At 72.0% G+C, this 14,080-nt stretch carries 16 protein-coding genes; 9 read left to right on the forward strand and 7 right to left on the reverse strand.

All coding sequences use genetic code 11. The features are described 5' to 3' along the window. The first annotated feature begins 235 nt into the window (after positions 1–235). A complete protein-coding gene (locus ACE1OA_RS18745) occupies positions 236–580 on the forward strand; it encodes a WhiB family transcriptional regulator (protein WP_026058363.1) in 345 nt (114 codons plus the stop codon). A gap of 253 nt (positions 581–833) precedes the next feature. On the opposite strand, the gene ACE1OA_RS18750 is transcribed toward ACE1OA_RS18745, so the two are convergent. Together ACE1OA_RS18750 and ACE1OA_RS18755 are read right to left on the reverse strand one after the other, a co-directional pair. Next, the gene (locus ACE1OA_RS18750) at positions 834–2,159 is read right to left on the reverse strand and encodes an ArsA family ATPase (protein WP_384868862.1); all 1,326 of its coding nucleotides are present in this window, start codon (positions 2,157–2,159) and stop codon (positions 834–836) included. 164 nt (positions 2,160–2,323) lie between these two features. Next, the gene (locus ACE1OA_RS18755; RefSeq protein WP_187282714.1) at positions 2,324–3,295 is read right to left on the reverse strand and encodes an ArsA family ATPase; all 972 of its coding nucleotides are present in this window, start codon (positions 3,293–3,295) and stop codon (positions 2,324–2,326) included. Positions 3,296–3,367: 72 nt separating this feature from the next. Here ACE1OA_RS18755 and ACE1OA_RS18760 point away from each other — a divergent pair, with 72 nt between their 5' ends. From ACE1OA_RS18760 to ACE1OA_RS18780, 5 genes are all read left to right on the forward strand, one after another. Further along, positions 3,368–3,526 (forward strand): DUF4177 domain-containing protein, encoded by a 159-nt coding sequence (locus ACE1OA_RS18760; RefSeq protein ID WP_356603612.1) that lies wholly within the window; start codon positions 3,368–3,370, stop codon positions 3,524–3,526. After that, positions 3,523–3,993, forward strand: coding sequence for a RidA family protein (locus ACE1OA_RS18765; RefSeq protein WP_147978936.1), 471 nt, complete (start codon positions 3,523–3,525; stop codon positions 3,991–3,993). Before ACE1OA_RS18760 ends, ACE1OA_RS18765 begins: the two co-directional genes overlap by 4 nt. A gap of 97 nt (positions 3,994–4,090) precedes the next feature. Then, positions 4,091–4,957, forward strand: coding sequence for an NUDIX hydrolase (locus ACE1OA_RS18770; protein ID WP_432753099.1), 867 nt, complete (start codon positions 4,091–4,093; stop codon positions 4,955–4,957). Further along, the gene (locus ACE1OA_RS18775) at positions 4,954–5,784 is read left to right on the forward strand and encodes an MBL fold metallo-hydrolase (RefSeq protein WP_386546356.1); all 831 of its coding nucleotides are present in this window, start codon (positions 4,954–4,956) and stop codon (positions 5,782–5,784) included. Before ACE1OA_RS18770 ends, ACE1OA_RS18775 begins: the two co-directional genes overlap by 4 nt. 86 nt (positions 5,785–5,870) lie before the next feature. Beyond that, the gene (locus tag ACE1OA_RS18780; RefSeq protein ID WP_147978939.1) at positions 5,871–6,755 is read left to right on the forward strand and encodes a prohibitin family protein; all 885 of its coding nucleotides are present in this window, start codon (positions 5,871–5,873) and stop codon (positions 6,753–6,755) included. 105 nt (positions 6,756–6,860) lie between these two features. Here ACE1OA_RS18780 and ACE1OA_RS18785 read toward each other — a convergent pair whose 3' ends face one another. Next, the gene (locus ACE1OA_RS18785) at positions 6,861–7,535 is read right to left on the reverse strand and encodes a Crp/Fnr family transcriptional regulator (RefSeq protein ID WP_015034542.1); all 675 of its coding nucleotides are present in this window, start codon (positions 7,533–7,535) and stop codon (positions 6,861–6,863) included. A gap of 409 nt (positions 7,536–7,944) precedes the next feature. Between ACE1OA_RS18785 and nth the strand changes: the two genes are divergently transcribed. Genes nth through ACE1OA_RS18800 form a run of 3 tightly spaced genes read left to right on the forward strand, consistent with a single transcriptional unit; the run spans position 7,945 to position 10,780 of the window. After that, positions 7,945–8,763 (forward strand): endonuclease III, encoded by an 819-nt coding sequence (gene nth, locus ACE1OA_RS18790; protein ID WP_356603618.1) that lies wholly within the window; start codon positions 7,945–7,947, stop codon positions 8,761–8,763. A gap of 47 nt (positions 8,764–8,810) precedes the next feature. Beyond that, positions 8,811–9,533, forward strand: coding sequence for an NUDIX hydrolase (locus tag ACE1OA_RS18795; RefSeq protein ID WP_356776246.1), 723 nt, complete (start codon positions 8,811–8,813; stop codon positions 9,531–9,533). Positions 9,534–9,580: 47 nt separating this feature from the next. Then, positions 9,581–10,780, forward strand: a complete 1,200-nt coding sequence (locus tag ACE1OA_RS18800) for a MarP family serine protease (protein WP_356603622.1) — start codon at positions 9,581–9,583, stop codon at positions 10,778–10,780. Positions 10,781–10,798: 18 nt separating this feature from the next. On the opposite strand, the gene ACE1OA_RS18805 is transcribed toward ACE1OA_RS18800, so the two are convergent. The 4 genes from ACE1OA_RS18805 to nhaA all read right to left on the reverse strand — a co-directional run bounded on the left by ACE1OA_RS18805 (position 10,799) and on the right by nhaA (position 13,955). Beyond that, entirely contained in the window at positions 10,799–10,987 is a 189-nt protein-coding gene (locus ACE1OA_RS18805) for a hypothetical protein (protein ID WP_147978943.1), read from the reverse strand. Positions 10,988–11,093: 106 nt separating this feature from the next. Further along, positions 11,094–12,029 carry an alpha/beta fold hydrolase gene (locus ACE1OA_RS18810; protein WP_356776250.1) on the reverse strand — a complete coding sequence of 312 codons (936 nt, stop codon included), beginning with the start codon at positions 12,027–12,029 and terminating at the stop codon, positions 11,094–11,096. Beyond that, positions 12,026–12,502 carry a phage holin family protein gene (locus tag ACE1OA_RS18815; protein WP_356776252.1) on the reverse strand — a complete coding sequence of 159 codons (477 nt, stop codon included), beginning with the start codon at positions 12,500–12,502 and terminating at the stop codon, positions 12,026–12,028. Before ACE1OA_RS18815 ends, ACE1OA_RS18810 begins: the two co-directional genes overlap by 4 nt. A gap of 55 nt (positions 12,503–12,557) precedes the next feature. Next, complete coding sequence (nhaA, locus tag ACE1OA_RS18820) at positions 12,558–13,955, reverse strand: Na+/H+ antiporter NhaA (protein ID WP_384868826.1); 1,398 nt, start codon at positions 13,953–13,955, stop codon at positions 12,558–12,560. Positions 13,956–14,080: the final 125 nt, after the last annotated feature.

Genomic DNA, 14,080 nt, shown 5'->3' on the forward strand with positions numbered 1-14,080 from the left:
TGTGACTCCGTGAGAGACGGGCGAACTGCCCAGGTTCGCCGGTTTGGTGACGTATGTCCTGCGATCACTCCCCTGGGTGATCTGCCGCCTACGCATAGTCCGTTCGGGCCATTCAAGATTGGGCCCGAAGGGGGTGTTGCGCTGTGCCCACCTTCCGTAACGTCCTCAACTGGCAGCGGTGAATATGCCGCTGCCGCCGTGGGGGAGCCTCGATTCGGGAGAGGACGGCGCCGGTATGGGCTGGGTAGCTGACTGGAGTGCGCAGGCGGCCTGCCGCACTACCGATCCGGATGAACTGTTCGTTCAGGGAGCGGCGCAGAACCGGGCGAAGGCGGTGTGCACCGGATGCCCGGTGCGGACCGAGTGCCTGGCCGACGCTCTGGACAACCGGGTGGAATTCGGCGTGTGGGGTGGCATGACGGAGCGCGAGCGTCGTGCCCTGTTGCGGCGGCGGCCGACCGTCACGTCGTGGCGGCGACTGCTGGAGACCGCGCGTACGGAGTACGAGCGGGGAGCGGGCCTGCTGCCCGTGGCGATGGAGGACGACGCGACGTACGAGGCGTACGCGGCGGTGGGATAAGGCGAGCCCAGGGGCCCGCTGTGGGGGAGCGTGCCGGGCCGACGTGCCCCGGTACCGCACCACGCGACGGACGAGGCGGTGGGCCGGACGCCCTCCGCCCGCAGTGGTCCGCGACCGCGCGTGACGCCGGCGGCGACTCGCGCCCTCGTGCGGTGGCCGACGGGGCAGGGACCCGTGCCGACGGGCACCCGCGCCCGGGAGCGCCCGGGCCGGAGACGGTCCGCGCGGCTCAGGGGTACGGGCGGGCCTGCAGTCAGGACTGCGGGATGCGCCCCGTCGTGAGGCGATCACCGATGGCCCGGAGCCCGGCGAGATCGTGCACGTCGCCGGGCAGGGCGGCCACCTCGGCGACCGGTACCTCGGGGTGGAGCGCGGTGAAGCGGTCGCGCGTGCGCTGTTCGCGTGCGAGCACCTGCATGCGTTCGGCGTGGAGACGGAGCAGACCTGCGGTCAGTCGCCGGACATCCGGTGCGTCCGGTCCGTTCGTGATGTCCGGTACATCGGTAGCGCGGTCGTGCGCGGGGTCGGCTGTGGGGGCAGCCTGGGGGTCCTGCGGGGAACGTGCGGCGGCGGTGGCGATGTCTGACGGCTCGGGGATGGTGGCCCGGGAGCCACGAATCTCAGTCTTCCCGGCCCCCGGATCCGTCATGCCGCCCTCGTCAAGATTTTCCGCGGCGGCCCGCGCCCGCTCGGCCGACAGCCGGGCCGCTCCGCTGCCGTGGACGCGGTTGAGGACGAGTCCGGCCAGCGGCATCTCCTCGGCCGCCAGCCGCTCGACGAAGTACGCGGCCTCGCGCAGCGCGTCCCGCTCCGGCGTGGCCACCACGAGGAACGCCGTGCCCGGGGCCTGGAGCAGCTTGTACGTGGCGTCCGCGCGGGTCCGGAAGCCGCCGAACATCGTGTCCATCGCGGCCACGAACGTCTGGACGTCCTTCAGGAACTGACCCCCCAGCAGCTTGCCCAGGGTCCCGGTCATCATCGACATGCCGACGTTGAGGAACTTCATCCCCGCCCGGCCGCCCATCTTCGCCGGTGCCATCAGCAGCTTGATGAACTTCCCGTCCAGGAAGGAGCCCAGCCGCTTCGGCGCGTCCAGGAAGTCCAGCGCGGAGCGGGACGGCGGGGTGTCGACGACGATCAGGTCCCACTCGTCGCGAGCCCGCAGCTGACCGAGCTTCTCCATGGCCATGTACTCCTGCGTACCGGCGAAGCCGGCCGACAGGGACTGGTAGAAGGGGTTCTCCAGGATGGCCCGGGCCCGGTCGGCGTCCGCGTGCGCCTCGACGATCTCGTCGAAGGTCCGCTTCATGTCGAGCATCATGGCGTGCAGTTCCCCGCCGTCGGATCCCTTGATGCCGTCGACCTTGCGGGGGATGTTGTCGAGCGAGTCGATGCCCATCGACTGGGCGAGCCGCCGGGCCGGGTCGATCGTCAGGACGACGACCTTCCGGCCGCGCTCGGCCGCCCGGACGCCGAGCGCCGCCGCCGTGGTCGTCTTGCCGACCCCGCCGGCGCCGCAGCAGACGATGATCCGGGTCCCGCGGTCGTCGAGGAGCGGATCGAGGGCCAGCGTCGGCACGGAGTCGAGGCCGTTGCCCGGGAGGGCGCCGTCCGGCCCCCCGGAGGGCGGCACGGCGCCGTCGGAGGCGTCCGCCGGGCCGGTGTCCGCGGCGGGCCGGGTGAGGTCCCCGCCGTCCGGTGCCGGGTTCGCCGCCGCCGTCGTCGGGGCTTCCGCTCGGTCCGTCACGCGCCCACCCCTTGCTTCCGCAGTTCCTTCGCCAGCCGGTACAGGCCCGCGATGTCCGCCCCGTCCCCCAGGAAGGGCAGTTCCGACGTCGAGACGCCGAGGTCGCCGAGGCCGGCCAGGACCGCCCGCTGCGTCCGCTCCAGCTCGACCCGCTGCGCGTGCTCGGCCGCCTGCTCCACGAGCGGCTCGACCAGCTTCGTGCCGCCGGAGATCCCCGCCGCGGCCAGACTGGCCGCGATGGCGTCCCGGTGGTCGCCGGCCGCCGCCCGTACCGCCGCCTCGTCGAGGACGTGCGGGCGGACCATGTTCACGATGACCCGGCCCACGGGAAGTTCGGCCTCCCGCAGCTCCGCGATCCCGTCGGCGGTCTCCTGGACCGGCATCTCCTCCAGGAGCGTCACCAGGTGCACGGCCGTCTCGGGGGACTTCAGGACCCGCATGACCGCCTGCGCCTGATGATGTATCGGGCCGATCCTGGCCAGTCCCGCGACCTCGTCGTTGACGTTGAGGAAGCGGGTGATCCGGCCGGTCGGGGGCGCGTCCATGACGACGTGGTCGTAGGTGTAGCCGCCGTGCTTCTCGCGCCGCCGGACCGCCTCGCACGCCTTGCCGGTCAGCAGGACGTCCCGCACCCCCGGCGCGATCGTGGTCGCGAAGTCGATCGCGCCGAGCTTCTTCAGGGCGCGGCCGGCGCTGCCCAGCTTGTAGAACATCTGGAGGTAGTCGAGGAGCGCGCGTTCGGCGTCGATGGCCAGCGCGAAGACCTCGCCGCCGCCCGGGGCGACGGCGATTTTGCGTTCCTCGTACGGAAGGGCCTCCGTCTCGAAGACCTGTGCGATGCCCTGCCTGCCTTCGACCTCCACGAGGAGTGTCCGCTTGCCCTCGGTCGCGAGGGCGAGCGCGAGGGCGGCGGCGACCGTCGTCTTACCGGTACCGCCCTTGCCGCTGACGACCTGGAGCCTGCTCACGTCTTCGAGCCTAACCACTGGCGCACCCGCCTAAGCAGGAGGCTGCCTGTGGCAGCGGATACAGTCGGCCCCATGACCAAGTGGGAGTACGCGACTGTGCCGCTTCTGGTGCACGCGACCAAGGCAATTCTGGACACCTGGGGCGAGGACGGCTGGGAGCTCGTCCAGGTCGTGCCCGGGCCGAACAACCCCGAGCAGCTCGTGGCCTACCTGAAGCGGGAGAAGTCGTGAGCGGGGCCGTCGAGGCCAAGCTGGCCGAGCTGGGCCTGACGCTGCCGGAGGTCGTGCCGCCGCTGGCCGCGTACCAGCCGGCCGTGCAGTCGGGCGTGTACGTGTACACCTCGGGCCAGCTCCCGATGGTGGAGGGCAAGCTGCAGCTGACCGGCAAGGTCGGCGGCGAGGTCACCGCGGAGGAGGCCAAGCAGCTCGCGGCCACCTGTGCGCTGAACGCGCTCGCGGCCGTGAAGTCGGTCGCCGGTGACCTGGACCGGATCAAGCGGGTCGTGAAGGTCGTGGGCTTCGTCGCCTCGGCCCCCGACTTCACCGGGCAGCCCGGCGTCGTCAACGGTGCGAGCGAGCTGCTCGGCGCCGTCCTCGGCGACAAGGGCGTGCACGCGCGCAGCGCGGTCGGCGTCGCGGTGCTGCCGCTGGACGCCCCGGTCGAGGTCGAGGTCCAGGTGGAGCTCGACCAGGCCTGATCCCCGGTCCCGTCAGCCGTGCCGAGAGCCGGTTCCGCCCCGTCCGGGGGAGGAACCGGCTCTCGAACATCCGGACCTCCCGGCATACGATCCGCCCATGGCGAATGGTCAGTGGTACCCACCGGAATGGCCCGACCGCATCCGCGCCCTCGCCGCGGGCGAGCTCACCCCCGCGACGCCCAAGCGGGCCGCCACGGTCCTGCTGCTGCGGGACGGGGACGGCGGGCCGAGCGTGCACATGCTGCGGCGGCGTGCCTCCATGGCGTTCGCGGGCGGGGCATACGCGTATCCCGGCGGCGGCGTCGACCCGCGGGACGAGCACCCCGTGCGCTGGGCCGGGCCGTCCCTGGAGACCTGGGCCGAGCGGCTCGGCGTCCCCGACCCGGCGCAGGCGCAGGCCGTGGTGTGCGCGGCCGTGCGCGAGACCTACGAGGAGGCGGGCGTCCTGCTCGCCGGCGAGACCGCCCTGTCCGTCGTCGGCGACACGACCGGCGACGACTGGGAGAAGGACCGGGAGGCGCTGGTCGCCCGCGAGCTGTCCTTCGCCGACTTCCTCGACCGCCGCAGGCTCGTGCTGCGCTCCGACCTCCTCGGCGCGTGGGCCCGCTGGATCACGCCCGAGTTCGAGCCCCGGCGCTACGACACCTGGTTCTTCGTGGCCGTGCTGCCGGAGGGCCAGCGCACCCGCAACGCCTCCACCGAGGCGGACCGCACGGTGTGGATCCGCCCGGCGGACGCCGCCGCCGGGTACGACCGCGGCGAGCTGACCATGATGCCCCCGACCATCTCGACCCTGCGGAGCCTGCTGCCCCTCGGGGTCGCGGCCGACGCGCTGGACGCGGCGCGGGAGCAGGACATGACGCCGGTCCTCGCCCAGGCGCGTCTGGACGGCGACGAGCTGATCCTGAGCTGGCCGGGCCACGACGAGTTCACCAAGCACATTCCCACGGGGGGTGCGGGATGACCGACGCCGCCGCACTTCCCGGGCAGCCCCGGGGCGGGGCCCTGTCCGGCCCCGCGACGGACCGTGCCGTGAACGTCCTCGCGCCGAACCCGTCCGCGATGACCCTCGACGGCACCAACACCTGGATCCTGTCCGAGCCGGACTCCGCCCTCGCGGTGGTCGTCGACCCCGGGCCGCTTGACGAGGGCCACCTGCGGCACGTCGTGGCCACGGCCGGGAAGCTCGGCAAGCGGATCGCCCTCACCCTGCTCACCCACGGCCACCCGGACCACGCGGAGGGCGCGGGGCGCTTCGCCGAGCTGACCGGGACGCGGGTGCGGGCCCTCGATCCCGCCTTGCGGCTGGGGGACGAGGGCCTCGCGGCCGGACAGGTCGTCGCGGTGGGCGGCCTGGAGCTGCGGGTCGTGCCGACGCCCGGCCACACCTCGGACTCGCTCTGCTTCCATGTGCCCGCCGACCGGGCCGTCCTGACGGGCGACACGATCCTGGGGCGCGGCACGACGATGGTGGCCCATCCCGACGGCCGGCTCGGCGACTACCTCGACTCGCTGCGCCGGCTGCGCTCGCTCACGGTGGACGACGGCGTCCACACGGTGCTGCCGGGCCACGGGCCGGTCCTGCAGGACGCTCAGGGGGCCGTGGAGTTCTACCTCGCCCACCGCGCGTCGCGCCTGGCCCAGGTCGAGACGGCGGTCGAGAGCGGCCACCTGACCTCGTCCGAGGTGGTGTCCCACGTCTACGCGGACGTGGACCGCTCCCTGTGGCCGGCGGCCGAGTTGTCGGTCCGGGCGCAGCTGGAGTACCTGAAGGAGCATGGCCTGATCTGACCGTGGCGGTACCCCCGGAAAGCGGAACTTTTGGCTCGTGCTTTACGCTCCGCTTACTTCTGGCCGTATTCCTCGGGGGAACGCACATGTTCGTCATATCGATCCTGCTGCTCATCGCGGCGGTGGTCCTTTACTTCGTGGCCCGCGCCAACGACACGCGAGGGCTGAAGCTCGGCGCCCTCGGCGCGCTGATCGCCGGCGTCTTCTCGCTGCTGGGCTCGACCCTGTACGTCGTCAGCGCGTACGAGGTCGGCGTCCCGGTCGCGTTCGGCAAGGTGGGCACGCCGATGACCTCCGGCATGCACCTCAAGTCGCCGTTCACCGACGTCACGACCTTCTCCACCCGCCCGGTCGACCTCAACCTCTCCGACAAGGACGTCGTCGAGGTCCGCTCCTCCCAGGGCGGTGTCATGTACGCCGAGGTGACCGTGAAGTGGGCGGTGACCCCGGCCAAGGCCGTCGAGCTCTACCGGCTCGCGGGCAGCGAGGACGCGATCCAGCAGCGGCTGGTCTACCCCGACAGCCGGGAGATCGTCCGCAACGTCTTCGCGCGCTACACGAGCGAGCAGGGCTACGCCACCGACCGCGAGAAGATCAACGCCGAGATCGGGGACCTGATCAAGGAGCGGCTCGCGCCGCGCGGCATCGCGGTCACCACGGTCAACCTGCGCAACGTGAAGCCCTCGGACGCCCTGCAGGGCCAGATCGACCGCAAGATCCAGCAGCAGCAGGCGACCGAGCGCGCGACCGAGGCGGCCCGCACGGCCAAGGCCGAGGCCGACCGGCGCCGTATCGAGGCCGAGGGCATCGCCCGCGCCAACAAGATCCTGAACGACTCGCTGACGGACAAGGTCCTGATGAACCAGTGCATCGAGGCGTACAAGGAGGCTTCGGCGAAGAACCCGGTCTACGCGGTCCCCTGCGGCGGCGGCACCGGCAACCCGCTGATCGTCGACGGTTCGAAGCGCTAGACGCTGACGAGCTCCGGATCCGGCGGCCGGCCGGGTCCGGGGCCGGACACGCGAAGGGCCGCCCCGGTTCGACCGGGGCGGCCCTTCGCGTACGTACGGGTGTGCCTACCGCGAGCGCTTCGCGAGCCGCTCCACGTCCAGCAGGATCACGGCGCGGGCCTCCAGGCGGAGCCAGCCGCGCTGGGCGAAGTCCGCCAGGGCCTTGTTGACCGTCTCGCGGGAGGCGCCGACCAGCTGGGCGAGCTCTTCCTGCGTCAGGTCGTGCACGACGTGGATGCCCTCCTCCGACTGCACGCCGAAGCGGCGCGACAGGTCGAGGAGCGCGCGGGCCACCCGGCCCGGCACGTCGGAGAAGACCAGGTCGGACATCTGGTCGTTGGTCTTGCGCAGCCGGCGGGCGACGGCGCGCAGCAGGGCGGTGGCCACCTCGGGCCGGGCGTTCAGCCAGGGCTGGAGGTCGCCGTGGCCCAGGCCCAGCAGCTTGACCTCGGTCAGCGCGGTCGCCGTGGCGGTGCGCGGACCCGGGTCGAAGAGGGACAGCTCGCCGATGAGCTCGCCGGGGCCGAGGACGGCCAGCATGTTCTCGCGGCCGTCGGGGGAGGTGCGGTGGAGCTTCACCTTGCCCTCGGTGACCACGTACAGGCGGTCGCCGGGGTCGCCCTCGTGGAAGAGCGCGTCGCCACGGGCGAGCGTCGCTTCACTCATCGAGGCGCGCAGCTCCGCGGCCTGCTCGTCATCGAGCGCCGCGAAGAGCGGGGCGCGCCGCAGAACGTCGTCCACGAATTCACTCCTTGTCGACCTGCTCAGGGGACGGTGCATCCCCATGATGCCGCACCGGAAAACAGTGCGATCGATCACAAGGGTCCGACACAAGTCTGACGTACCGGCGCGTCCGGTCGTGCGTCAGGGGGCCGTTTCGCCCAACTCGCCGGTGGGAGCCCGGGCCCGAGGGGCTGCACAGAGCGCCCACAGGGCGTAATTCCGCTGTGGGCGAACAGCTCCCCGACAGCGTGCGACGGCCGTCCGCCCGTCCCGTCCGCCCTCCCCCGGGCTTCCTCCGGGCTTCTCCCGGGCTCCTTCTCCCCGCTCCCCGCCCGCCCCCCGGCCTGCTCTCTCCGCCGGGGCCCGCGCCCCCGGCCGCCCGCCGTTCGGCGGCACGTCGCTGCGCTGTCCGGCGTAGCCTTCGGGCATGGCAGAGAGCAACGTCCCTACGGCGAAGCCGAAGAAGCCCGCCGCCAGGCCCGAGTCGCGGCTCGCGATGGTCCGCCGCGCCCGGAAGATCAACCGGGAACTCGCCGAGGTCTACCCCTACGCCCACCCCGAGCTGGACTTCCGCAATCCCTTCGAACTGCTCGTCGCCACGGTGCTCTCCGCCCAGACCACCGACCTGCGGGTCAACCAGACCACGCCCGCGCTCTTCGCGAAGTACCCGACCCCCGAGGACCTGGCCGCGGCCGTCCCCGAGGAGGTGGAGGAGCTGATCCGGCCGACCGGCTTCTTCCGCGCCAAGACCAAGTCGATCATGGGGCTGGCCACCGCCCTCAGGGACGACTTCGGCGGCGAGGTCCCCGGCCGCCTCGACGACCTGGTCACACTGCCCGGCGTGGGCCGCAAGACCGCCTTCGTCGTCCTCGGCAACGCCTTCGGCGTGCCCGGCATCACCGTCGACACCCACTTCATGCGCCTCGTCCGCCGCTGGAAGTGGACCGAGCAGGAGGACCCGGTCAAGATCGAGGCCGAGATCGCCACGATCTTCCCCAAGAGCGAGTGGACGATGCTGTCGCACCGGGTGATCTTCCACGGCCGCCGTATCTGCCACGCCCGCAAGCCCGCCTGCGGCGCCTGCCCGATCGCGCCGCTCTGCCCGGCGTACGGCGAGGGCGAGACCGACCCCGAGAAGGCGCGCAAGCTCCTGAAGTACGAGAAGGGCGGCTATCCGGGCCAGCGGCTGAACCCGCCCCCGGACTATCCGGGCATTCCCGCCTCCCCTCTGGGAGCGGGCGCATGAGGGAACGAACCCGCACGTCGATCGCGTTGTGAACCACGGGGGTGCCTATGACGCGCACGGAAGAAGACAGGGAATCGGCCCACGGCCGGACGCACGGACCCGCGACCGCGGGCATGCTCCGGGGTGACGGGCTCCCCGACTGGCTCGCCCCGGTCGACCGGATGGCCCGCACCGTACGGCCCGAGCAGCTCAGCCGCTTCCTGCCGCCGGAGACCGGCGGCCGCCAGTCCGCCGTCCTGATCCTTTTCGGCGAGGGCGAGCAAGGACCCGAGCTGCTCCTCATGGAGCGCTCCGGCACGCTGCGCTCGCACCCCGGCCAGCCCTCCTTCCCCGGCGGCGCGCTCGACCCCGAGGACGGCGACCCGGAGGACGGGGGGCCGCTGCGGGCGGCGCTGCGCGAGGCCGAGGAGGAGACCGGCCTCGACCCCTCGGGGGTCCAGCTCTTCGGCGTGCTGCCGCGGGTCTACATCCCGGTCAGCCGCTTCGTGGTCACCCCCGTCCTCGGCTGGTGGCGCACCCCCACCCCGGTCGGAGTGGTCGACCCCGCCGAGACCGCCCGGGTTTTCACCGTCCCCGTGTCGGATCTCACGAACCCCGCCAACCGCGCCACGACGGTCCATCCGAGCGGCTTCCAAGGCCCCGGATTCCTGGTCGAATCCGCTCTGGTCTGGGGTTTCACCGCCGGAGTGATCGACCGGCTGCTTCACTTCGCGGGCTGGGAGCGTCCATGGGACCGGTCCAAGCAGGTCCCGTTGGACTGGCGCTCATGACAGGCTGACCCAGGGCGACCCCGGACGAATCTGCGAGGCTATTGACGGTGAACGTGCTGGACATCCTGCTGCTGCTCGCCGCCGTGTGGTTCGCGATCATCGGCTACCGCCAGGGTTTCGTGGTCGGCATCCTGTCCGTCGTCGGCTTTCTCGGCGGCGGCCTCGTGGCCGTCTTCCTGCTCCCGATCATCTGGGACCAGCTGACGGACGACTCGCAGGTCTCGACGACGGCGACCGTCCTGTTCGTGATCGTGGTCATCGTCTGCGCCTCGGTCGGGCAGGCGTTCACCACCCATCTCGGGAACAAGCTGCGCCGCCACATCACCTGGTCGCCGGCGCGCGCCCTGGACGCCACCGGCGGCGCGCTCGTCAACGTCGTGGCCATGCTGCTGGTCGCCTGGCTCCTCGGCTCCGCCCTCGCCGGCACCTCGATGCCCACGCTCGGCAAGGAGGTGCGCAGCTCCAAGGTGCTCCTGGGCGTGGAACAGGTGATGCCCGATCAGGCGTCCACCTGGTTCGCGAACTTCACCTCGACCCTCGCCCAGAACGGCCTGCCGCAGGTCTTCAGCCCGTTCGCCAACGAGCCCATCACCGCGGTCCGGCCGCCGGACCCGGCGCTCGCCGGCAGCCCGGTCGCCGCCCGCGCGCAGCGCTCCATCGTGAAGGTCGTCGGCACCGCGCCGGCGTGCGGCAAGGTCCTGGAGGGCACCGGCTTCGTCTTCTCCGACCGCCGGGTCATGACCAACGCCCATGTCGTCGGCGGCGTCGACGAGCCGACCGTCCAGATAGGCGGAGAGGGCAAGCTCTACGACGCGAAGGTCGTCCTCTACGACTGGAAGCGCGACATCGCCGTCCTGGACGTGCCGGACCTGGACGCCACGCCCCTCCAGTTCACCGAGGAGGACGCCCGCAGCGGCGACGACGCGATCGTCGCGGGCTTCCCGGAGAACGGCGCGTACGACGTCCGCTCGGCGCGCGTGCGTGGCCGCATCAGCGCCAACGGCCCGGACATCTACCACCGCGGCGAGGTGCGCAGGGACGTCTACTCCCTGTTCGCGACGGTCCGCCAGGGCAACTCCGGCGGCCCGCTCCTCACCGAGGACGGCAGGGTCTACGGCGTGATCTTCGCCCGCTCGCTCGACGACCAGAACACCGGGTACGCGCTGACGGCCGACGAGATCCGGGACGACATCGTCCAGGGTCGCGCGGCCGACCAGCAGGTCGACACCCAGGCCTGCGCGTTGTAGCGGAGGGGCGGACGCCGGTCAGTCGCGCGTGTGCCTGAGCCGGGCCGACACCCAGCGTGCCCGGCGGCGCAGGATGCGCGAAATGCCCATGCCCTGTACGGGATGTGAGCGGCCCTCGTCCTGCGGGCCGCTCCTCTCGTGAGCGCCCGGCCCAGCGGCCGAGCGGCGGTTGCGTACCGTGTCACCGTAGTCGTGCGTCCAGCCCATACCCCGACGTCTGCCCCTGCCCCAAGGTCGGTAACCGCCCGGGGGGCCGCCAATTGGAGTATGCGCCGGGCACATGGCCGGTCGGGGAACAGGGGTTCGCGTGGGCTCAGCGGTCCGGTTCGGGGTCCTTGAGCCAGTTGACGAGCTCCGTGGAGAAGGCCACCGGATCCTCCTCATGAGGGAAGTGCCCGAGGCCGTCGAACAGTCGCCAGCGGTACGGCGCCTCCACGTACGCGCCGGACCCCGCCGCGCTGCGCGTGCGCATCACCGGGTCCGTCGAGCCGTGCAGGTGCAGGGTCGGTACCCGCACCGGGCGCTTCATACGCCGGTTGAACTGGATCCCGTCGGGGCGGGCGAGCGAGCGCACCATCCACCGGTACGGCTCGATCGAGCAGTGCGCCGTCGACGGGATGCACATCGCCCGCCGGTAGACCTCGATCGCCTCCTCGTCCGGGAGTCCGGGGCCCGACCAGTCCCGGATCAGCTCTCCGACGAGTGCCCCCTCGTCCGCGACGAGCTGACGCTCCGGCAGCCAGGGCCGCTGGAAGCCCCAGATGTGCGAACCGGCCCGCGACTGCGAGAAGTCGGCGAGCATCGCCGAGCGCCAGCGCCGGGGGTGCGGCATCGAGGAGACCGCGAGCCGGCGCACCAGCTTCGGCCGCATGACGGCGGCCGTCCAGGCGAGGTACCCGCCCAGGTCGTGGCCGACCAGGGCGGCGTCCGGCTCCCCGAGGGAGCGGACCACGCCGGTGATGTCGAGCGCCAGGTTGGCGGGGTCGTAACCCCGGGGCGTGCGGTCGCTGCCGCCCACGCCGCGCAGGTCCATCGCCACGGCCCGGAAGCCGGCCTCGGCGAGCGCGGGCAGCTGGTGGCGCCAGGTCCACCAGAACTGCGGGAAGCCGTGCAGGAGCAGCACGAGCGGCCCGTCGCCCATCTCGGCGATGTGGAAGCGCGCGCCGTTCGCGGCCACGTCGCGATGGGTCCAGGGCCCGTCGATGCGGACGGGACTGCCACTGCCGGTGCTGCTCTCGGGGACGGTCATGCAGACGAGCGTCCCACAGTGAGGGACTTGTCCTGGACCGACGCCGTCAGCGCCGGGCGCTCGGGCCGCGGGTGCGGCTTGGCGTTCTGCAGGACCGCCGCGGTCTGCTTGGCGGAGGCGATGGACTTCTCCGGCGGCTTGACCTTCTTGAACTTGGCGTACGAGATCAGCCCGAGGAGGCCCGCGAGCAGCACGTTCGCCGCGAACGAGAGCAGGAAGCAGACCGAGATGTGCCAGTGGCTCCACGCCTGGATGCCGTAGGCGAGCGCGAAACTCAGCATCGGGAGCGAGAAGAGCAGCACGGTGGCCGCGGCCCCGCCGGCCGCGCCGCCCATGACGCCTCGCTTGACGTCCTGCCTGATCTCGGCCTTCGCCAGGGCGATCTCGTCGTGCACCAGTGCGGACATCTCGGCGGTCGCCGAGGCGACCAGCTGACCGAGGCTGCGCTCGGCTCCGTTGACCGGGTCGCTCATCGCTGCTCCCTTTTCTCTTCTACGGTCCGAATTCTCTTGTGCGTCCGACCTCAGATCATGCCGGACGGTCGGCGTCGTCGCGCGACGCCCCCGCGAGTCGGGCGCGCTCGCGATGCTCGGCGGCCTTCCGCTCGTGGATCTCGGCCATCCGGAGGTGGTACCCCGGATCGTCCTGCTCGTACATGTCGGGGATGCCGTCCTCGTCCTCGTCGCGCTCCTCGTCCTCCAGGAGCGCCCGGTACCTGCGCACCCGCAGTTTGAGCAGGACCGTCGCGATCACGGCCGCGATCAGCGAGCCGATCAGCACGGCGGCCTTGACCTCGGCGGTCAGGGCGGCGTCGCCCTCGAAGGCCAGCTCGCCGATGAGGAGCGAGACGGTGAAACCGATCCCGGCGAGGGTGGCGACGGCGAGGACGTCGGCCCAGGCCAGGTCCTGGTTGAGTTCCGCCCGGGTGAAGCGCGCGGCGAGCCAGGTTCCGCCGAAGATGCCGACGGCCTTGCCGACGACCAGGCCGAGGACGACACCGAGGGTCACGGGCTGGGTGAAGACCTCGGCGACGGCCTTCCCCGAGAGGCTGACCCCGGCGGAGAACAGGGCGAACAGCGGCACCGCGAGGCCCGCGGACACGGGGCGCACCAGATGCTCGATGTGCTCTCCGGGGGAGTGGTCCTCGCCCTCGCGCCGGGTGCAGCGCAGCATCAGGCCCATGGCCACGCCGGCGATGGTGGCGTGGACGCCGCTGTTGTACATCAGTGCCCAGATGACCAGGGCGAGCGGGACGTAGACGTACCAGCCGCGGACGTTGACGCGGAGCAGCAGCCAGAAGACGGCCAGTCCCGCGAAGGCGCCGCCGAGGGCCAGGAAGTCGATGTCGCTGGTGAAGAAGATCGCGATGATCAGGATTGCGAAGAGGTCGTCGACGACGGCGAGGGTCAGCAGGAACGCGCGCAGTGCGGAGGGCAGCGAGGTGCCGATGACCGCGAGGACGGCGAGCGCGAAGGCGATGTCGGTGGCGGTCGGCACGGCCCAGCCGTCCATCGAGCCGCCGCCGACGACGTTGGTCAGCGCGTACACCCCGGCCGGCGCGATCATGCCGCAGACCGCGGCGACGACCGGGAGGGCGGCGGCCTTGGGGTCGCGCAGTTCGCCCGCGACGAGTTCGCGCTTGAGCTCGATGCCGGCGACGAAGAAGAAGACCGCGAGGAAGCCGTCGGCGGCCCAGTGCTCCAGGGAGAGGTCCAGGCCGAGGGCGGCGGGGCCGATGTGGACGTCCTGCGCGGAGGCGTAGCTCGCGGGGGAGGTGTTGGCCCAGACGAGGGCGGCGACGGCGGCGATGAGCAGGAGGATCCCGCCGACGGTCTCGGCCCGCAGCGCGTCGGCGAGGTACCGCCGCTCGGGCAGCGACAGCCGGCCGAGGAACTTGCGGCCGGTGGGGGATGCGGGCGCGGGCACGGTGTCGACCTCCGGTCGGTGGGCAGGGCGGAGCACATGCCGACCAGACTTCCCGGCGCACCTAGGTCTTCGTGTCGCGTCACTGACGCGTTCTTTACCCTACCTAACGACGCGGGGAGAGTGTC

Origin of the sequence: Streptomyces sp. JL2001, assembly GCF_050917515.1 — a bacterium.
Taxonomy (GTDB): Bacteria; Actinomycetota; Actinomycetes; order Streptomycetales; family Streptomycetaceae; genus Streptomyces.